Genomic DNA, 19909 nt, shown 5'->3' on the forward strand with positions numbered 1-19909 from the left:
CGGGCGCTACGGCATGAGGCCGCCGGCGTTGGGGCACAGCGTCTGGCCGAGGAAGAGGGCACCGGCGTCGGAGAGGAGGAAGACGACGGACTCGGCGACCTCCTCGGGCTCGGCGAAGCGGCCCAGCGGCAGCTCGGCCATCCGCTTGCGCCCGACCTCGCCCTCCATGACCGTGCGCCCCATGTCCGTGTTCATGACGCCGGGGGAGACGGCGTTGGCGCGGATGCCCTGCTGCCCGAACTCCCGGGAGATCGACTTCGCGAGCGCGATCGAGCCCGCCTTCGCTGCCGCGTAGTGGGCGACCCTCGGCCAGCCGACCTGGCCGAGGCGGGAGGCGATGTTGACGATCGAGCCGCCGCCGTTGCCGAGCATGACGGGGATGACGGCCTGGCTGGCGAAGAAGGCACCGGTGAGGTCGGTGCGCATGACGTCGTCCCACTGCTCCTCGGTGATCTCGAGGAACGGGTGCTCGGGCATGACGCCGGCGTTGTTGACGAGCCCGTCGATGCGTCCGAAGCGCTCCTCCGCCCAGGCGACGGCGCCGTGGACGTCGGCGCGCTCACGGACGTCGCACGGGCGGACCTCGCACCGCACCCCGAGGGCGCGCGCCTCCTCCGCGGTCCGCTCCGCCGAGTCCTCGCTCGTGTAGTACGTCAGCGCGACGTCGCCGCCGGCGGCCGCCACCGCCAGGGCGACGCACCGGCCGAGGCCGGTGCCGCCACCCGTGACGAGCACGACCCGGCCGGCGAGGGAGCCGGTTCCGGTCGAGGGGGCGGGAGCGGGCGGGGGAGACGTCGTCGTCATCGGGGCTACTTTCGTGGAAGCGCTTTCAGTCTGTGTAGGCTCCCACGGTGTGACCTACGACGCAATAGCCTCCCCCACACCAGTCGACGAACTGCGGCGGGTCTACGACGTCCACGCCCACATCGTGCCCGCCGCGCTCGTCACCGCCCAGGCCGGCGGGCAGCCCCGCGTACGCGTCGGTTCCCGGGAGACGCCGCCGGTCCCACGTGCTCTGGCCGACGTCGGGACGCGCCTGGCCGCGATGGACCGCGCCGGGGTCGACGTCCAGGTGGTCTCGCCCTGGGTGGAGCTCCAGCCCGCGGGTCTGCCGCCGGCGGAGGCGCTCGCGCACGTGCGCCGGGTCAACGACGCCCTCGCGGAGGAGGTCGCGACGGCGCCGGGGCGGCTCGTCGCGATGGGCATGCTGCCGCTCCACGACGGCGAGGCCGCGGCGGCGGAGCTCGAGCGTGTCGTCGCCGCGCTCGGGATGTGCGGCGCGCTGCTGACGACGTCCGGCGTCGGGCTCGACCTCGCCGACGCGGCGCTGGCGCCGTTGTGGGAGGCGGCGCGGCGCCGGCGGGCGCTGCTCATGCTCCACCCGTACCGGCCCGTGGCCGCGGACCGGACCGTGCCGGCCGGCACGGGTGACCTCGTCGGGACACCGCTCGAGAGCACCGTCGCCGTCGCCGGGATGTTGCGTGCGGGGGTCCTCGAAGGCGGGCCTGACCTGCGCCTCTGCGTCGTCCACGGCGGTGGGGCGCTGCCCGTCCTCGCCGGGAGGCTGGACGCGCTGTGGGGCGCCGACCAGCCCGGTCGGGCGCCGTCGTCCCAGCTTGCCGACCTCTACTTCGACACCCTCACCCATGACGTCAGGGCGCTCGGCTGGCTGCGTGAGTTCGCTGGGGACGACCGGCTCCTCCTCGGCAGCGACTTCCCGTTCCCCACGGGGGACCCGGACCCCGTCGGGAGGGTCGACGCCCTCGCCGGCCTCGCGCCGCACGCCCGCGCCGCGATCCTCGGCGGCACCCTCGAGCGCGTCCTCGCCGATGTCGATCATGCCCGCGGTGGGCGCGAGGGTTGACAGGCCGCGCGGCGGCGCGATAGAAAGCGCTTTCATAACGGCGTGACCCCCGACACACATTGGAGTGGATCGATGGACGACATCCGTCTCGGCATCATCATGAACGGCGTCACGGGCAGGATGGGCACGCGCCAGCACCTCGAGCGCTCGATCGTGGCGATCCGGGACCAGGGCGGTATCGACCTCGGCGACGGGCGGCGGATCGTCGTCGACCCGATCCTCGTCGGGCGCAACCCGGACAAGCTCGCGGACCTCGCGGAGCGGTACGGGATCGAGCGGTGGACGACGAACCTCGACGAGGCGCTCGCCAACCCCGAGGACCAGATCTACTTCGACGCCCAGACGACGCAGCGCCGCTACGACGCCATCACCCAGGCCATCGCGGCCGGCAAGCACATCTTCTGCGAGAAGCCCACGGCCACCTCGCTCGGGGACGCGCTGGAGCTCGCGCGCCTCGCGCGGGACGCCGGCGTCAAGACGGGCGTCGTCCAGGACAAGCTCTTCCTCCCGGGGATCCAGAAGCTCAAGCGTCTCATCGACGGCGGCTTCTTCGGTGACCTCGTCAGTCTGCGCCTCAACTTCGGCTACTGGGTGTTCGAGGGGGACTGGCAGCCGATCAACCGCCCCTCGTGGAACTCCCGCAAGGAGGACGGCGGCGGCCTCATCCTCGACATGTACCCGCACTGGCGGTACGTGCTCGACAACCTGCTCGGCCCCGTGCGCTCGGTGTTCTGCCACGCGCAGGTCCACCTGCCCAAGCGGTGGGACGAGAACGGCAACGAGTTCACCGCCACCGCCGAGGACGCCGCGTACGGCATGTTCAAGTTCGACTCCGACGTCGTCGCGCAGTTCACGACGTCGTGGGCCACGCGCCCCTACCGCGACGAGATCGCGGAGTGGCAGCTCGACGGGACGCTCGGCAGCGCCATCGCCGGGCTGCGGGACTGCAAGGTGCAGTCGCGGGCGACGACGCCGATGCCCGTGTGGAACCCGGACATCCCCAGCCCCATCGACTTCCGCGCCGGGTGGGAGGACGTGCCGGACAACGGCGTGTTCGAGAACGCCTTCAAGGTGCAGTGGGAGATGTTCCTCAAGTACGTCGTCGGCGGCCAGGCGGACTTCCCCTGGGACCTCCTCGAGGGCGCGAAGGGCGTCCAGCTGGCCGAGCTGGCGCTGCAGTCGGTCGAGGAGCGTCGCTGGATCGACGTGCCGGAGCTCGAGATCCCCCAGTCCTGACCCGCGTCGGCGTAGAGAGGCAGGACTCATGGCGGACATCGCCCGCTTGAGCATCAACCAGATCACCGTGCGCGACTGGACCCTCGAGCAGGCCGCCGCCGGGCTCGCACGGCACGGGATCGGCGGGATCGGGCTGTGGGTGGACAAGGTCGAGGAGGCCGGCCTGCCCCGCACGGTCGAGCTGCTGAGCCAGCACGACCTCGCCGTCTCGAGCATCTGCCGCGCGGGGTTCTTCACCGGCGCGGGCGCCGGCGACGGGGTGAGCGACGACAACAAGCGGGCGATCGAGATCGCGCACACCGTCGGCGCCGACTGTCTCTACATCGTCTGCGGTGCGCTCGGGGCGGACAACGACCTGCCCGGCGCCCGCCGGAAGGCGCTCGAGGGGCTCGCCGCGATGGCACCGCTCGCCCAGGAGGCGGGGGTGGCCCTGGCGCTCGAGCCGCTGCACCCGTCGATGACGGCGGACCGGTGCGTCGTCGTCACCCTCGACCAGGCCCTCGACATGCTCGACGAGATCGCCAGCCCGGCCCTCGGGGTAGCCGTCGACTCCTACAACGTGTGGTGGGACCCCCGGCTCGCGGCTGCGATCGAGCGGGCCGGAGAGCGGGTCATCAGCTACCAGGTGTGCGACTGGCTCGTCCCGCAGCCGCACCCCACGTTCGGGCGCGGCATCCCCGGCGACGGCGTCATCGACTTCGCGTCGATGACGGGGGCCGTCGCCCGGGCCGGGTACTCCGGGCCGATCGAGGTGGAGATCTTCAACGAGGAGATCTGGTCCCGCGACCCCGACGACGTCCTCGCCGCCGTCGCCGCGTCCTTCGCGGTGGTCTGAGGCGGTCGGGGCGCCAGGCCGCCGGGCGCCCCGCCCCCACCGGCGGCCCCGCCTCGCCGCGCCGGCGGCCCCGCCCAGACGACTGGCGTCCCGCCCCGCCGGCCTGGAGGTCTGGGCGCCGTACCTGGCCTCGCTGCTCCCTACCAGGAGTCGGTGCGCCTCGACACGCCGAGCGCCCCTGGTAGACCAGGGGCACAGCGCATGTCGAGGGGCACAAGAGCTGGGGACGTCGAGACGGGAGGGCTGGGCGGGGGTGGCGTGGAAGCGCTGCTGGCGGGCGGGCGGTGGGGTGGGCTTGGCCGTCGGTGCGCCGGGCGGCCACCGTCCGGCCGCCCGGCCGCTGGGGCCGTCGGGGGCGGCCGCACGTGCACTGGACGGGGCCGGCTGGGACGGCGGTGCGTCAGGCGCGCGGCGGAGCGGTGCTCTCCCGCATGACGACCTCGCCCGCGAAGGAGACCGTGCGTCGGACGTTCGGCTCCTCCGACAGCGCGAGGTCGACGGCCTGCCTCCCGACGAGCTCGAGCGGGAGGCTGACGCTCGTGAGCGCGGGCGTGATGTCGGTGGCGACGGGGATGTCACCGAAGCCGGCGACCGAGATCGTCCCCGGCACGTCGATCCCGGCGTCCCGGAAGCCGGCGACGAGGCCGGCGGCCACGACGTCGAACGAGCCGAAGACGCACGTCGGCAGCGTCGTGCGGCCCGCGATCGCGGTCGCCATCTGGAACCCGCTGTCCCGGGTGGCGTCGCCGTTGAGGACGGCGGACGCGTCGAGCTCGATCCCGCGCTCGGAAAGACCGCGGCGGAACCCGGCCAGCCGGTCGCGCACGGTCGTTAGGCGCGCGGGCCCCGTGGCGACGGCGAAGTCGCGGTGGCCGAGGTCGACGAGCGCGTGGGCGAGCTGGTACGCGCCGTCCTCGTTGCCCACGCTGATGGTGTGCCCGACGTCCTGGCGCCCGAGCGTGACGACGACCCCGCCCGTCTCCTCGAAGCGCGCGAGCTCGGCCTGGATCGGCCCGTGGCTCGTCCGGTTCGTGAAGCCGCTGCCGGCGAGGATGATGGCGCGCGGGCGCTGTGCGCGGAGCACCTTGAGGTACTTCACCTCCTGCGCGGGGTCACGGTAGGTCGAGACGATCGTGACGAACATGCCGTGCTCCTCGGCGGCGCTGACGACCGCGCCGGCGATGAGGGCGAAGTAGGCGTCCCGGATGTCGTGGACGACGAGGCCGATCGTCGTCGACGTCGAGCTGGCGAGGGCCCGCGCGTGCGGGTTGGGCTCGTAGCCGAGCTCCGCGGCGGAGGCGAGGACGCGCTCGCGCAGGAGCGCGCGGCCGCCGTACGGGCGCTCGGAGTTGAGGACGCGCGAGGCCGTCGCGAGCGAGACGCCGGCGTGCTCGGCCACGTCGACGAGCCGGACGGGCCGGAACTCCACCTTGCGCTCTGGCGCCACCCACTGCTCCTTCGTCGGTTCCGCCCGCTCCGGCGCGGTGCGGGTGCTCCACCTTGACACCGTCGGAGCGTCGGAGCCTACAGGGAGGACGAAAGCGCTTTCAACCGTCCGCGCAAAACTCTGCTCAGGCAGCCCGTGAGGACGACCAACGGGGCCGCGCGGGGTGACCCGTGTCACTAAAGTTACCGAAAACCCCTTGCGCGGCGCAGGCCGGGGCGTCTACCTTGCTGAAAGCGCTTTCGAAGCGTGGTCCGGACCAATGGAGGAGGACGTATGTCGACAAGGACGTTGGCGCGCTGGGGCGCAGTGGGCGCCGTGTCGCTCCTGGCGCTAGGAGCATGTGGATCCGGTGGCGGGGACGAGGACGCCACGGGCGGTGGTACGAGCACCGGGGGCGAGGGGTCGGACGACCCCATCCGCATCGGCGTCTCCCTGCCGCTCACCGGCGACTTCGCCGAGCCCGGCAAGGGGGTCCAGCGGGGCTACGACGCATGGGTCGAGCAGGTCAACAACAACGGGGGCCTGCTCGGGCGCCAGGTCGAGCTCCTCGTGCTCGACGACGCCTCGGACGCCGCCCGCGTCGTCTCCGACTACGAGTCGCTCATCGCCCAGGAGGAGGTCGACCTGCTCTTCGGCCCGTTCTCCACCCGCCTCGTCGTCCCCGCCTCCCGCGTGGCGTCGGAGTACGGGATGCTCTTCGTCGAGCCGGCGGCGGCAGCGGCGGAGGTCTTCGAGAACGGCTTCGAGAACATCTTCTACGCGGCCCCGGCGATCGCGCCGGACCACTACAACCACCTCGCCGAGTACATCCTCGCGATGCCCGAAGACGAGCGCCCCCAGACGATGGCCGTCACGTCCATGGACGACCCGTTCGCCCAGGGCACCGCCTACGGCCTGCGCGACGCGCTCGCCGAGGGCGGCGTCGAGGTCGTCGTCGACGAGGTCTACCCGCCGAACGCGACCGACATGAGCGCCATCGCCGCCCAGATCGCCGACGCCGACCCGGACCTCCTCGTGGGCGGCACGCTCTACCAGGACGCGGTCAACCTCATCCTCGCGCTGCAGCAGCTCGACTACCAGCCGCGCCTGGCCGCCTTCTCGACCGCTCCGACCAACCCGGAGTTCCCCGAGGCAATCGGTGGCGCCGTCGACGGGATCCTCTCGCCCACGGGGTACTCCCTCGCGGCCGAGTGGCCCTCGAACGCGGAGTTCATCGAGGTGCACAACGAGCTCCACGGCATGGACCCGCAGGAGGACGAGGCCAACGGTTACACGACCGGCCAGGTCGTCCAGGCCGCCGTCGAGGCCGTCGGCTGCGCCGACCCGAGCACGGAGTGCCAGCAGCAGCTCATCGACTGGCTCCACGAGAACACCGTCGACACTGTCGTCGGACCGCTCGCGTGGGACGAGGCGGGGCGCCCGAACGGGGCCCACATGATCCTGCAGTACACGGATGGTGAGATCCAGATCGTCCTGCCGGAGGACACCGCCCAGGCCGAGCTCGTCTACCCCAAGCCGGAGTGGTGACCCGACAGTGGTCTCAGGTGCACTGCTCTTCCAGAGCCTGATCCTGGGCGTGCTGCTAGGAGGGCTCTATGCCCTCCTAGCAGCGGGCCTCACCCTCTACTTCGGCATCATGCGGGTGGTGATGCTGGCGCACTCGGCCTTCATCATCCTGTCCGCGTACATCGCGTGGCGCTTCGCCACGCTCACCGGGCTCGACCCGATGATCTCGCTCGTCATCACGATCCCGCTCTTCTTCGTGCTCGGGTTCGCCATGCAGCGCTACCTGCTGGCACGGCTGCGGCCCGCGACGATGACGATGATGTCGGTGCTGCTCACCTTCGCCATCGCACTCATCATCGAGGGCCTCCTCGGCCTCGTGTTCTCGGGCACGCAGCGCCGGATCAACCTGCCGTACGGCACCTCGAGCGTGGAGTTCTTCGGGGCGCAGATCCCGGTCGTCCAGATCATCTCGTTCGCCCTGGCGACCGTCAGCCTCGTCATCCTCTACCTCCTGCTCAAGAAGACGCGGTTCGGCCGGGCGCTGCGCGCGACGATCCAGCACCGCGAGGCCGCCCAGCTCGTCGGCATCGACACCGGGAAGATCGCCGGCTTCGGTTTCGGGCTGGGCCTGGCGACGGCGGCGGTCGGCGGCGCGGCGCTCTCGCTGCAGGCGACGATCTACCCGTCGCTGCACTGGCACTGGATCGGCCCGCTCATGGCGATCATCGTCGTCGGCGGACTAGGGAGCATCCCCGGTGCGGCGCTCGCCGCGCTGGTCCTGGGCGTGGTCCGGCTCATGCTCGAGATCCCGCTCGGCCCGACGTGGGCCCAGACCATCTTCTATCTCGCCCTGTTCCTGACCCTCATGGTCCGGCCGCAGGGGTTCTTCGGAGGTCGCCTTGCGCAGCGTTTCTGAGACTCGGGCCGAGCGCACGGCGGCTCGGTCCGCGGCAGCCGGCGGCGGAAGGCCCGGGCGCCTCAAGCCCACGATCATCATCGCGCTCGTCGCCGGTGTGCTCGCCCTGTGGCCGCTCATCGCGGACAACCCGTACATGCTCAGCGCGGGCGTCATCGTCCTCAACTTCGCGGTGTTCGCCACGGCGTGGAACATCATGGGCGGCTTCACCGGGTACATCTCGCTCGGGCACACGGCGTTCTTCGGGCTGGGTGCCTACGGGACGGCGCTGCTCGTCATCAACTGGGACGTCCCGAGCTTCGTCGCGCTGCTCGTCGCGGCCGTCGGCACCCTCGTCATCGCCATCCCGGTGGGCTTCGCGGCCCTGCGGGTGCGGGGGGCGTCCTTCGTCATCGTGACGATCGCGCTCGTCCTCGTCCTCCAGCTCGTCTTCCAGAGCTGGCGCGACGTGACGGGCGGGTCGAACGGCCTCGTCGTGCCCCGCCCGTTCCCGGACCTGCTCCGGCCCGAGCACCACCTCGTCTTCTACTTCCTCTTCCTCGCGCTCCTCGTCGTCGTCCTGCTCGTGTGGATGCTCATCGACCACTCGCGGTTCGGCGCGGCGCTCAAGGCGGTCCGTGAGGACGAGGACAAGGCCGAGTCCCTCGGCGTGGCGACCGGGAAGATGAAGCTGGTGGCGTTCGCCGTCTCCGCCTTCTTCGTCAGCCTCTCCGGCGGCCTGTACGGCCTCTGGTTCGGCGACCTCGACCCGATCTTCCAGTTCGACGTCGTCCTCTCCGCCCAGATCGTCCTCATGGCGCTGCTCGGCGGGATCCGGTACCTCTTCGGCCCGCTCGTCGGCGCGGTCATCGTCGGTGCGGCGCTGGAGTACTTCCTCCTCAACTTCGGGGAGACCCAGTTCCACCTCGTCGCGACCGGCCTGCTCCTCGCCGCCGTCGTCCTCTTCGTCCCGGACGGCGTGCTCACGGGGGTGGCCCAGCTCATCGGGCGCTTCAAACCACAGGCGGCGTCGATCCGGGAGCAGTCGGCGGAGCAGCTCCGTGACGCACGCGAGGCCGAGAAGGCCGAGAAGGCAGGGCTGGCCAAGCCCGAGCAGGTCCAGGACGAGCAGGGGATGGAGGACGACCGTGGCTAGAGCCACCGGCACGGCCGGCACGACGACGACCGACACGGCGACGGCGGTGCTCCGCACCGAGGGGCTGACGAAGTCCTTCGGCGGGGTGCACGCGGTCAACAACGCGAGCGTGAGCTTCCTCGAGGGGAAGGTCAACGGGCTCATCGGCCCCAACGGCTCAGGCAAGACGACGTTCTTCAACTGCGTCACGGGCATGATCAAGCCGGACTCCGGCAAGGTCTTCCTGCGTGGCAAGGACGTCACCGGCTGGGCGCCGCACCGGATCGCCCGGGCGGGCCTCGGCCGCAGCTTCCAGCTGTGCCGGGTGTTCCCCCGGATGACCGTCCTGGAGAACATGCTCGTCTCGGTCCAGCCCGAGTCGATCGCCCAGCAGATGGAGCTGCCCCGGAACCGGGAGATGGTCGCCCGCGCCCGCGAGATGCTCCACCGCGTCGGCATCGACCACCTCGAGAACTCCGAGGCCCGCGACATCTCCTACGGCCAGCAGAAGCTGCTCGAGCTCGGGTCGACCCTCATGTCGGACCCGCCGCTCGTCATGCTCGACGAGCCGGCGGGCGGGGTGAACCCCTCGCTCATCGAGCGGATCGCCGTGCTCGTCACCGAGCTCAACCGCGAGGGGACGACGTTCCTCATCGTCGAGCACAACATGGAGCTCATCATGAAGCTGTGCGACCACATCGTCGTGTTCGACCGGGGCGCCCCCATCGCCACCGGCACGGCCGACGTCATCCAGTCCGACCCGCGAGTCCTGGAGGCCTACCTTGGCGTCTGACGTCGTCCTCGAGCTCGAGGACATCGAAGCCGGATACGGCAAGGCCGCGCTCGTCCTGCGCGGGCTCTCCGTCCAGGTCCGCAAGGGCGAGGTCGTCTGCCTCGTCGGTCCCAACGGTGCCGGGAAGTCGACGGTCCTCAAGGTCGCGAGCGGGCTGCTCAAGCCACGCGGCGGCCGGGTGATCCTCGGCGGGAAGGAGGTCACGGGCCGCGGCCCGCAGGAGCTCCTCCGCAACGGCCTGTCCCACGTGCTCCAGGGGCACAGCGTCTTCCGGGAGATGACGGTCGAGGAGAACGTCATGCTCGGCGGGTACACGGTGGCCGACCAGTCGTCCCTGAGCGAGCGGTGCGACTTCGTCAAGACCGTCTTCCCCGTCGTCGGGGAGCGGTGGACGTCGACGGCAGGGCTCCTCTCGGGAGGCCAGCAGAAGCAGGTCGAGTTCGCCCGGGCGCTCATGGTGAGGCCCGACGTCGTCCTCCTCGACGAGCCGTCGATGGGGCTCGACCCCAAGCGTGTGACGACGGTGTTCCAGCAGGTGGCCCGCATGCGTGACGCGGGGGTGGCGGTGCTGCTCGTCGAGCAGAACGCCCGCCGCGCGCTCGAGATGGCGGACATCGGCTGTGTGCTCGACCTCGGCCGGGTCTTCGCGAGCGGCCCCGCGGCCGAGCTCCTCGCCGACCCGAAGCTGAGCGACCTCTACCTCGGAGGCCGCCCGGCGGCCTGACCTGCCGTACCGCTCCACGCTCCGGAGTGGATCACGCCGCGTCTGCGGGGGTGATCCGCTCCGGAGCTTCTGCGTAGGGCGGGTGGACCACCCCGGTGCGGTGAGACCGATCCGGGCCTTCCAGGCCTTCCGGGGGTCGGAAGGGGCCCGGACAGGCCGCGGCGACGGCCTCGCTCACTGTTCACATGCGTGCCTTCTGTGAGTCGTGCGGGGTTTCCCTGCTGCACGCTCCGCTCCGCTTGTGTGTGCGGTGACCGTTCTCGGCGCGACGGCTGGTGCCTGCGCCGGACCCGCATCCACCGGAGGTTCCCCCTTGAAGCGTTGCTCCCTTGCCGGGCGAGTGGCACTCGGCACGCTCGCACTCGGGCTCGTCGCGCCCGTCCTCACCATCGCCGGGCCGGCCTCAGCCGCGATCGGTGACGTGCTGCTCGACCCGGGCAGCACCTGGCAGTACTGGGACGCCGGCACGGACCCGGCCACCGGGTACGCCGACAACCTCGCGTGGACCGCCTCGGACGCCGCGTTCGACGACGCAGCCTGGGAGAGCGGCTCCGGCTCCTTCGGGGTCGAGCCGTCGACGACGATCACGACGCCGTGGCAGCGCGCCTACGACAGCGGCGACAACATCCCCACCTACTTCCTGCGCACAGACGTCACCCTCGACGCGTCCGACCTCGAGGGGGCGACCGCCTTCGACGCCACGTTCGCCTACGACGACGGGGCGATCCTCTACGTCAACGGCGAGGAGGCGTACCGCACCACGACGGTGTCCGACCTCGACACGGCGACGAACCTCCAGTACAGCCACGACCAGAGCAACGACATGACGCAGGAGACCGCGTCCCTCGACCCGGCGCTGTTCACCGAGGGTGAGAACACGATCGCGGTGTCGGTCCACAACCGGTCCGCGTCGAGCTCGGACGTCTACTTCGAGTGGCGCTCGCTCGTCGCGACGGACGTCGTGCCGCCCCCGCCGCCCGTCGTCTCCAACGTCAGCCTCCACGTCGGCGCCGACGAGACGCAGGTCAACCTCGCGTGGTTCTCGGTCTCCGGCGTCACCGAGTCGGTGCAGATCGCCCCCGCGACGGACGGGGACTTCCCCGCCGAGTCCGCGACGACGTTCGCGACCACCGAGAGCGGCCCGGGCTTCAACGGTCAGACCTACCACCACGCCGTCGTCACCGGGCTCGACGAGGACACCGACTACGTCTACCGCGTCGGTAGCGACGAGGGCCGCTGGTCGGACACGTTCGAGTTCTCCACCGAGGACTTCGGCACGAAGGACTACAACGTCCTGTGGGTCGGCGACCCGCAGATCGGCAGCGGCGGCAACGGCAGCGTCGAGGGCGACGGCGCGGCATGGGAGGTGACCATGTCGACGATGACCAACCTCTTCCCGGGTTCGGACTTCCTGCTCTCGACGGGTGACCAGGTCAACGCCTCGGGCAGCGTCGCGGAGTACGACGAGTTCATGTACCCGGAGGAGATCAGGCAGCTGCCGATCGCCGTCAACGTCGGCAACCACGACACCGGTTCCGTCGCCTACGACCAGCAGTTCAACCAGCCGAACTCGACGACCGACGGCAGCGCGACGGGGCGCGACTACTGGTACACGTACAACGACGTGCTCTACGTCGGGCTGGACTCGAACCGGTCGTCCGACAGCGACATCGAGGCGCACGCGCAGTTCCTCGAGGACGCCGTGACGACAGCGGGGGACGTCGACTGGACGATCCTCACGTTCCACCACGCGCCCTACAGCCAGGCGAACCACCTCGACGACGGCAACGTCATCAACATCCGGGAGAAGCTGACGGACGACATCTCCCGCGTCGGCGTCAACCTCGTGCTCTCCGGCCACGACCACATCCACACGCGCAGCTACCTCATGGAGGGCGGCACCCCCGTCGTCCCGGACGTGGCGCCGGCACCGGGTGACGTGCTGACGCCCGCGGAGGGCCAGGTCCTCTACATGACGGCCAACTCCGCGACCGCGAGCAAGTTCTACGACTACTACAGCCCCGGCGGCACGGGCGACCAGCCCTACACGGCGTTCTGGGAGCAGGACTACTCGCCCGACTTCTCGAACATCGAGATCTCGGAGAACGCGCTCACGCTCACGACGTACGACGTGTACGGCCTCGACATCGTCGACCAGGTGACGCTCCAGCGCCCCGACGCCGACGAGCCCGTCCTCACGCTGCCCGCAGCGACGGAGATCGAGGTCGGCCAGGCGTTCGACCCGATGAGCGGGGTCATGGCGGTCGACGCGATCGACGGTGACCTCACCGCCCAGGTGAGCGTGGTCGGAGCCGTCGACACGTCGGTCGCCGGTGAGTACGTCCTCGAGTACACCGTCTCCGACTCGGCGGGCAACACCGCGACCGCGACGCGCGTCGTCACGGTGACGGCACCGGTCCCCGGTGACGGCGACGGTGACGGTGACGACGACGGTCTGCCGGGTGACGGTGACGACGACGGTCTGCCGGGTGACGGTGACGACGACGGTCTGCCGGGTGACGGTGACGACGACGGTCTGCCGGGTGACGGTGACGACGACGGTCGGCCGGGTGACGGTGACGATGACGGTCGGCCCGGTAACGACGACGACGGCGACGGGCAGCTGGGCGACGGCGACGACGCGGGCCGCTCGGACGGGGACCGCCTTCCCGTGACCGGCGTGGAGGTCGGTGCGATCGTGCCGATGACGGTCCTCGCGCTCCTCGTGCTCGGCGCCGCGCTCCTCACCGTGCGCCTGCGCCGCAGCACCCAGCGCGACTAGCCAGGCACGGGTGGTCCGCGCCGGGACGAGCGGCGCAGCCCCGAGACGGCCGGCACGGGAGGTCTCCCGTGCCGGCCGTCTCCGCGTCCCCGGTGGGGGCGGGTGCCGGCGGCGAGGGTCAGGCGCCGTCGCTCAGGGCGATGAACGCCCCGAGCTCGGCGAGGCCGGTGGGCGTGCCCGGGAGGTAGTCGGTGAGCGCCTCGGAGCGCACGAGCACCGCCGCCCACTGGGCGCGCGAGACCGCGACGTTGACCCGGTTGCGCGAGAGCAGGAACGACATCCCGCGCGGGACGTCCTCCACCGCCGAGGCGGCCATCGAGACGACGACGACGGGCGCCTGCTGGCCCTGGAACTTGTCGACGGTGCCGACGCGGACCTCGTCCAGGCCGGCCTCGGCGAGCCTGCGCCGGATGAGCGCGACCTGCGCGTTGTACGCCGCGACGACGAGCACCCCGCCCTCGCCGAGCGGCCGCGGCGGAACCCCGCCGGCGACGTCGTCCGTCCATCCCCGCTCGACGACCGCCTGCACCTGGGCGACGACCTCCGCGGCCTCCTCCTCGGAGACCGTCGCGTTGCCGGTGTGGGCCAACCGCACGGTGCGGACCCCGGGCTCGACGCCGGTGAGGCGCCGGTTCGTCGTCACCGTCTCCATCGACCGCAGGCGCCCCGAGTACGCGAGCCGCGAGACCCGCTCGCACAGCGCGGGGTGCATCCGCCACGTCCGCTCGAGGAAGTACCCGCGCTCCGGGGGCAGGGTCTCGTGCCCCTCGGCCAGCCAGCCGAGGGCCGAGTCGTCAACCGGTTCCGGGTGCGTGCCCTGGCTCACCTGGGGGAGCTGCTGCGGGTCGCCGAGGAGGAGCAGCCGCTTCGTCGCCGCGGACACCGCGATCGTCGCGGCGAGCGAGAACTGGCCCGCCTCGTCGACGACGAGGAGGTCGAGGTCCTGGCGCCCGACGCGCTTGGTGTTCGTGAAGTCCCACGCCGTGCCGCCGACGACGCACCCGAGCGGGCCGTGCCCGCCGAGGAAGGCGGCATGGCCGTCGGTGGGCAGCGGCGTCCACGCGCAGGGCTGGTCGCCCTCGTACTTCTTGCCGACCCGTTCCCTCGGCACGCCGGCGTCGACGACCCGGTCGAGGAGGTTCTCCACGACGGCGTGCGACTGCGCAACCACCCCGACGCGCCACCCCTCGCCGACGAGCGCGGCGATAACACGGGCGCCGACGTACGTCTTGCCCGTCCCGGGCGGTCCCTGGACGGCGAGGTAGGAGCGGTCGAGCGCGCGGACGGCGTCGGTGATCGCCTCGACGTACCCCCCGTCCGTTCCGGGGGCGGGCAGCGCCGCGAGTCCGACGAGGCGCGGGGGCCGCCGGCACAGGACGTCGAGCGCCGGCTGCGGGTCGGGCCCGGCGTCGAGGACCTGCTGGGCCACCTCCTCGATGGCGCTCACGAGGTTCTTGGTCTGGGGCGGCGCGCCCGGGGTCACCGCCATGGGCAGGGCGTCGTACGGCTGGAGCGCCGCCGGGATCGTCTCCTCGACGACGAGCACGTCGCCCGCGTCCTCCTCGCTCCGTGCGAGCACCTTCGCCGAGGAGTGGGCGACGCGCACCTCGCCGGGCCCTGGCTCGAGGTCGCGCGGGTACGGGGGCCCGCCGTAGAGGAGGAATCCCCCGGCACCCACCCGGATCGTCGACCCGGTGGGCAGCGCGCCACTCATCCGCAGGTGCCGGCGGAGGTTGCGCTGCTTGCCCTCCTTGAACCACTCGCGCTGAGGCGTGACGGACCGTGCGACGAGGACGTCCCGGTTCTCCCGCCACTCCTCGACATCCGCGCTGAGCCGGTCGAAGTGCTCCCACCAGAAGGGCTTGTCCTCCCGCCGGTGGTAGCCGAGCGCTGCGGCGAGGAGCGCGTGCGCCTGCTCCTCGGGCGTGCGCTCGGCGCGGGTCCCGGGCCCCGCGGCGGCGAGGAGCGCCCGCTCGAGGGGGTGCGGCTCGGGCTCCTCCTCGGGCGTGACGGGTGCCGCGCTCGCGGGCTCGACCCCGTGGGCGCGCCCCTGCGCGAGGAGCCACTCGTGGAGCCGGTAGGTCGAGAGGCAGTCGTAGGCGTTGTACGCCTCGATGCTCGCGAGCTGGTCCCGGTAGGCGGCGACGTCCCCGCGCTCGCGGGCGGCGGTGGCCTCGGCGTAGGCGACGATCGAGTCGGCGGCGTTGTCGAGCCCGGTGCGCGCCTCGGTGCCCATGTACAGCGGCTCGAGCTTCTTGATCGAGTAGGAGGGCTGGGAGACGCGGATGCCCTGGCGGACGGTGGCGTAGAGGTCGACGAGCACGCCGTGGCGCAGGAGGTCGTCGAGCACCTCCTCGCCGACGCCGTGGCGGCCGACGAGCCGGCGCAGGGCCGTCTTCTCGTACGGGGCGTAGTGGTAGACGTGCATGCCCGGGTGCGCCTCCCGCCGCGCGGTGACGTAGGCGAGGAAGTCCTCGAGGGCCGCGCGCTCCTCGGCGCGGTCGTGCGCCCAGAAGGCGCGGAAGTCCGCCGCGGGGCCGGCCTCGACGACGCCGAAGAGGTACTCCAGGCCCCACTCGTCCGAGCCGTCGGCTGACCACAGCGGGTCGCCCTCGAAGTCGAAGTAGATGTCCCCCGGGTCGGGTGCCGGGAGCGCCGCGAGCACCTCCGGGGCGACGACCTCCGCCCGCACGAGCGGCGCGCCGTCGGGGCCGCGGGGAGAGCTGTCCTGCTCGGACTGCAGCCGTGCCTGGTCGCGCAGCCCCGCGAGCGTCGCGGTGCCGATGCCGCTGACCGGACCGGTCGAGGCGGCCAGCTCCTCGACCGTCGTGATCCCGGCGGCGTGGAGGCGCGCCCGCTGGGTGGTGCGCAGCCCGGCGACGAGGAGGACGTCGCGGTGGGCGGCGACCTCGGCGGCGCACGTCTCGCACCGGCCGCACGCGAGCACCCCCTCCTGACCCCAGGTGACCGGCCCGGCGTCGAGGTGGGCGGTGATGAGGGCGTCGAGACGGGCGCGGCGCTCGCGGAAGACGGGGACGATGTCCTCGAGCTCGTGGCGGGACTCGTGCCCGTCGCCGAGGACGAGGACCCCGGCGGCGTCGACCCCGATCCCCGCGCGCTGCATCTGCTCGGCGTAGGCGGCGAGCTGGAGGAGCGCCGGGATCTTCGCGTGACGGGCGAGCTTGGCGTCGTGGACGGCGTAGCTCACCCCCGCGCCGGCGGTGCGGCCTCCGCCGTCGGCCCGTTCGACCCTGCCGTCGTCAGCCTGTTCCGTCCCGGCCCCGCCCGTCCGCCCTCCGCCGCCGCCCCCGGGTGCGCGCCACCCGCCGTCGGCTCGCCCCTGTCTGCCGTCGACGCGGACGAGGAAGTCGGCGCGGCCGTAGAAGGTCCCGTCGAAGAAGGTGCCCTGGTAGACGGCGTCCGTGCCGGAGCGCAGCGCCTCGAGCGTGCGGTGGTGGGCCGCCCGGAGCCCCGCGAGGTCGTAGGCACCGGCGTCCGGGAGCTCGAGGACACCGCGCCCGGCCGTGGGGTCGTATGGCCCGAACCGCGCCCGCAGCACCTCGAGCACGCCGTGCTCGTGGACGTCGCCGAGCGCGGCGACGCGCCGCATCATGGCGTCGGCGTCACGCGGTGGCGGGTCGGACCGGCCGAGCCGCGCGTCGAGCAGCCGCAGGAGGGCGAGCTCGCAGGTCGAGGCGAGGGCGACGTCGGTCGCGCTGGTGACGACCGCGCCGTCGAGGATGAACATCGCTCCTCACGCTACCGCCGGGCACCGACACGTGCGGGCCGACGGGCTCCCGTGGTGCGCGCACGAGCGTGCGCCCCTGCGACCGCACCTGTACCCGGTCGGACCGGTGGACGACCGTCCGCGGGCCGACCGGCTACACGGCTCCCGGCTCGCCCGCTCCGCGCTCGAGGAGCGGCAGGAGGAGGCGGCCGATCGCGTCGCCGTCCTTGCCGCGCACGAGGGGGACGGCGTGATCGAGGGCGCCCTGGCGGTTCTCCGCCGGCTCCTCCTGGGCCGTCGGCGTACCGTGCGCGAGCACCTGCTCGGCGGGTGTCAGCTCGCGGATAGCGATCGCCGCGACGTGCTCGGGATGGTCGCGCGCGAGCTCGTCGTAGATCATCGGGTCGTGCTGGCCGTCGTCGCCGACGAGCACCCACCTGATGTCCGGGAACTCGATGACGAGGCGCCGCAGCGCGGTGCGCTTGTGCTCCTGCCCGCTGCGGAACCAGCCGGTGTTCGTCGGTCCCCAGTCGGTCATGAGCATCGGCGCCTCGGGAAACCCGTAGGAGCGCATGAAGCGCACGAGCGTCGGGACGACGTTCCACGCACCGGTCGAGAGGTAGAAGACCGGCGTGCCGGGGTGGGCGGCGAGGATCTGCCGGTAGAGGTCCGCCATCCCGGGGACGGGCTGGCGCGCGCTCGTGTGCCGGACGAACGTGTTCCACGCAGCGATGAGCGGACGCGGGAGCCGCGTCACCATGACGGTGTCGTCGATGTCGGAGACGAGGCCGAGGCGCACGTCGCGGCCCACGACGGTGACGACCGCCTTGGCCGGCCGCGCGCCGCGGGCCTCGATGACGACGTCGTGCTCACCGGGCGGGAGGCCGTGGTCCCGGACGACGAGGTCGACGTACCCGCCCCGGTCGGTGCGGGTACGGATCTCCTGCTCGCCGGCGCGCACGACGACGGGCAGCTGCGCCACCTGGGCGGTGAGGAAGGAGCGCCAGCCACGCTGGGCCTCGGTCGCCTCCTCGAGCTCGGCCGAGGACGCGTCGACGTCGGCGCTCGCCGCCGGCTCGTCCTCCTTGGCCATGAGCACGCGCGCGAGCACCCGCACCGAGTCAGGGTTGCCGTAGCCGGTGAACCCGACGGTGCGCGGCGCCCAGCCGCGTGCCCGGAGCGCGGGGATGAGCCGGCGGTTGAACGCGTCCTCGATCGCGGCGCCGGCCTGGGACAGTGCCATGCGTCAGCGCGCGGGCGGCGGCGGGTTGCCGATGTCGCGACGCTCGACGTACTCGCTGTGGCTCGTGTTCGCGCGCTGCTTCTGCATGACGAGGGCGATGATGATCGCGATGACGCCGACGGCGATGCAGATGTAGCCGATGGTGTTGAGGTTGAAGACCTCCCACGCATCCGGCTCCAGGCCGAAGGCGAGGACCGCCCCGACGACGATGAGGAAGATTCCTCCACCGATACCCATGGTCTGTCCTTCCGCCGGGACCCGCGGGGGCGGGTCTGTCCTGGCCAGTGTGGTGCGCGCGACGGCGTCCCGCACCCCGAGTTGATCACGGGACGGGGACGCTCCCGCCCCGGTGGGCGCCCGTGCCCGCGGCACCGCGCCGTCGCCGGAGCCGTCGGCGGCCCCGACGGCCAGCGGGCGCCGCCGTCGTCGGCCAGCCCGCGGCCGGCGGTCCGACCCTGCCACCCGTCCGCCGGCGTCACCCGTCCGCGAGGGGGGCCGGCTCGATGAGCGGCTCGGTGCGGGTGCGCGTCGCGAGCGTTCGCGCGCCCGTGAGCGCGGCGACGACGGCGAAGCCGGCGGCACCGGCGACGACGGCGAAGCCCCCGTGCGAGCCGGACGCGTCGACGGCCATCCCGGCGAGGGAGGAGCCCGCGGAGACACCGATGCCGATCGACGCGCCGAGCCACGTGAGCCCCTCGGTGAGCCGCCGCGCGGGCACGAGGGCCTGGACGATCGCGTTGCCGTTGATGACGGTCGGGGCGATCGCGAACCCGGCGACGAAGCCGACGGCGGCGAGCACGGCGAGCGAGGTGACGAGGAAGAACATCGACACACCGGCCGCCAGGACGCACACGCCGACGAGGAAGCGCAGCCACAGCGGGCTGAGCCAGTGGCGAGCGCCGTAGAGGAGCCCGGAGATGAGCGACCCGAGCGCGAACGTCCCGAGCACGGGCCCCGCGAGGGCCTTGTTGCCCTGCTCCTCCGCGAAGGCGACGACGGAGACGTCGACCCCGCCGAAGATCGCGCCGGTGCCGAGGAAGACGGCCGCGACGGCGAGCATCCCCGCCGAGCCGATGACGCTCGTGCGCGCCTCGCCCTCGACGCGCGGGGAGGGGACGGGCTCGGTGGCCCGCTGGGAGAGGAACCAGTAGCCGCCGAGGAACGCGCCGGCGAGCGGGACGACGAGGGCGGACCACGGCGTCACGCTCGTCGCGAGGATCGTCGCGAGCACGGGCCCGACGACGAAGGTCAGCTCGTCGAGCGCCGACTCGAGCGAGTAGGCGGTGTGGAGCTCGCGGCCGTCCTTGACGATGAGTGCCCACCGGGCGCGCACGAACGCCCCCATCGACCCGATCGTCGAGCCGCCGACCGCCGCGGTGAGATGGAGGACCCACTCGGGGGATCCGGCGACGGCCGCGACGATGAGGCCGACGAGACCGAGGCACGCGACGGCGAGCGCCGGGCGCATGACGCGCGCCTGCCCGTGGCGGTCGACGAGGCCGGCGAGGCGGGGGGCGCACAGCGCCTGGACGACGACGTACACGGCCGAGACGCGCCCGGCCATCCCGTAGGAGCCGTAGAGCTCGGAGACCATGAGGACGATCCCGATGCCCACCATCGAGATCGGCAGGCGCGCGACGAGCCCGGCGGCCGAGAAGCTGAGGGCGCCGGGCCGCGAGAGGATCGCACGATAGGGCCGCAGCACGGGCGACAGTGTCTCAC

The 19909-nt window shown here is 72.4% G+C and carries 15 protein-coding genes; 9 read left to right on the forward strand and 6 right to left on the reverse strand.

Annotated features, from left to right (window positions below; all coding sequences use genetic code 11):
- Window positions 1-6: 6 nt before the first annotated feature.
- Window positions 7-804, reverse strand: a complete 798-nt coding sequence (locus V2J63_RS03400) for an SDR family NAD(P)-dependent oxidoreductase (protein ID WP_331229562.1) — start codon at window positions 802-804, stop codon at window positions 7-9.
- A 49-nt stretch (window positions 805-853) separates the two neighbouring features.
- Here V2J63_RS03400 and V2J63_RS03405 point away from each other — a divergent pair, with 49 nt between their 5' ends.
- The 3 genes from V2J63_RS03405 (at window position 854) to V2J63_RS03415 (ending at window position 3935) form a co-directional block, all read left to right on the forward strand.
- Window positions 854-1864, forward strand: a complete 1011-nt coding sequence (locus tag V2J63_RS03405) for an amidohydrolase family protein (protein WP_331229563.1) — start codon at window positions 854-856, stop codon at window positions 1862-1864.
- A 72-nt stretch (window positions 1865-1936) separates the two neighbouring features.
- On the forward strand, window positions 1937-3100 hold the full coding sequence (locus tag V2J63_RS03410; protein ID WP_331229564.1) for a Gfo/Idh/MocA family protein: 1164 nt from the start codon (window positions 1937-1939) through the stop codon (window positions 3098-3100).
- A 28-nt stretch (window positions 3101-3128) separates the two neighbouring features.
- Window positions 3129-3935: a sugar phosphate isomerase/epimerase family protein gene (locus tag V2J63_RS03415; RefSeq protein WP_331229565.1), complete on the forward strand. Its 807-nt coding sequence runs from the start codon at window positions 3129-3131 to the stop codon at window positions 3933-3935.
- A gap of 400 nt (window positions 3936-4335) precedes the next feature.
- Here the strand turns inward: V2J63_RS03415 and V2J63_RS03420 are convergent, their stop codons facing one another.
- A complete protein-coding gene (locus tag V2J63_RS03420) occupies window positions 4336-5442 on the reverse strand; it encodes a LacI family DNA-binding transcriptional regulator (protein ID WP_331229566.1) in 1107 nt (368 codons plus the stop codon).
- Between the two features lie 213 nt (window positions 5443-5655).
- On the opposite strand from V2J63_RS03420, the gene V2J63_RS03425 reads away from it, so the two are divergent.
- The 6 genes from V2J63_RS03425 (at window position 5656) to V2J63_RS03450 (ending at window position 13217) form a co-directional block, all read left to right on the forward strand.
- On the forward strand, window positions 5656-6909 hold the full coding sequence (locus V2J63_RS03425) for an amino acid ABC transporter substrate-binding protein (protein WP_331229567.1): 1254 nt from the start codon (window positions 5656-5658) through the stop codon (window positions 6907-6909).
- Between the two features lie 49 nt (window positions 6910-6958).
- Window positions 6959-7804, forward strand: a complete 846-nt coding sequence (locus tag V2J63_RS03430) for a branched-chain amino acid ABC transporter permease (RefSeq protein WP_331229568.1) — start codon at window positions 6959-6961, stop codon at window positions 7802-7804.
- Entirely contained in the window at window positions 7788-8939 is a 1152-nt protein-coding gene (locus V2J63_RS03435; RefSeq protein ID WP_331229569.1) for a branched-chain amino acid ABC transporter permease, read from the forward strand. Before V2J63_RS03430 ends, V2J63_RS03435 begins: the two co-directional genes overlap by 17 nt.
- Entirely contained in the window at window positions 8932-9711 is a 780-nt protein-coding gene (locus V2J63_RS03440; RefSeq protein WP_331229570.1) for an ABC transporter ATP-binding protein, read from the forward strand. Before V2J63_RS03435 ends, V2J63_RS03440 begins: the two co-directional genes overlap by 8 nt.
- Window positions 9701-10435: an ABC transporter ATP-binding protein gene (locus tag V2J63_RS03445; protein WP_331229571.1), complete on the forward strand. Its 735-nt coding sequence runs from the start codon at window positions 9701-9703 to the stop codon at window positions 10433-10435. Before V2J63_RS03440 ends, V2J63_RS03445 begins: the two co-directional genes overlap by 11 nt.
- Window positions 10436-10775: 340 nt before the next feature.
- Window positions 10776-13217 carry an immunoglobulin-like domain-containing protein gene (locus V2J63_RS03450; RefSeq protein WP_331229572.1) on the forward strand — a complete coding sequence of 814 codons (2442 nt, stop codon included), beginning with the start codon at window positions 10776-10778 and terminating at the stop codon, window positions 13215-13217.
- Window positions 13218-13335: 118 nt separating this feature from the next.
- Here the strand turns inward: V2J63_RS03450 and V2J63_RS03455 are convergent, their stop codons facing one another.
- The 4 genes from V2J63_RS03455 to V2J63_RS03470 form a co-directional block, all read right to left on the reverse strand.
- On the reverse strand, window positions 13336-16965 hold the full coding sequence (locus V2J63_RS03455; protein WP_331229573.1) for a TM0106 family RecB-like putative nuclease: 3630 nt from the start codon (window positions 16963-16965) through the stop codon (window positions 13336-13338).
- Between the two features lie 133 nt (window positions 16966-17098).
- On the reverse strand, window positions 17099-18187 hold the full coding sequence (locus tag V2J63_RS03460) for an App1 family protein phosphatidate phosphatase (RefSeq protein ID WP_331229574.1): 1089 nt from the start codon (window positions 18185-18187) through the stop codon (window positions 17099-17101).
- 3 nt (window positions 18188-18190) lie between these two features.
- Window positions 18191-18424: a DUF6458 family protein gene (locus V2J63_RS03465; RefSeq protein ID WP_331229575.1), complete on the reverse strand. Its 234-nt coding sequence runs from the start codon at window positions 18422-18424 to the stop codon at window positions 18191-18193.
- Between the two features lie 238 nt (window positions 18425-18662).
- Window positions 18663-19892, reverse strand: a complete 1230-nt coding sequence (locus tag V2J63_RS03470; protein ID WP_331229576.1) for an MFS transporter — start codon at window positions 19890-19892, stop codon at window positions 18663-18665.
- Between the last annotated feature and the right edge of the window lie 17 nt (window positions 19893-19909).

Source organism: Georgenia wangjunii, assembly GCF_036421975.1.
Classification (GTDB): domain Bacteria; phylum Actinomycetota; class Actinomycetes; order Actinomycetales; family Actinomycetaceae; genus Georgenia_A; species Georgenia_A wangjunii.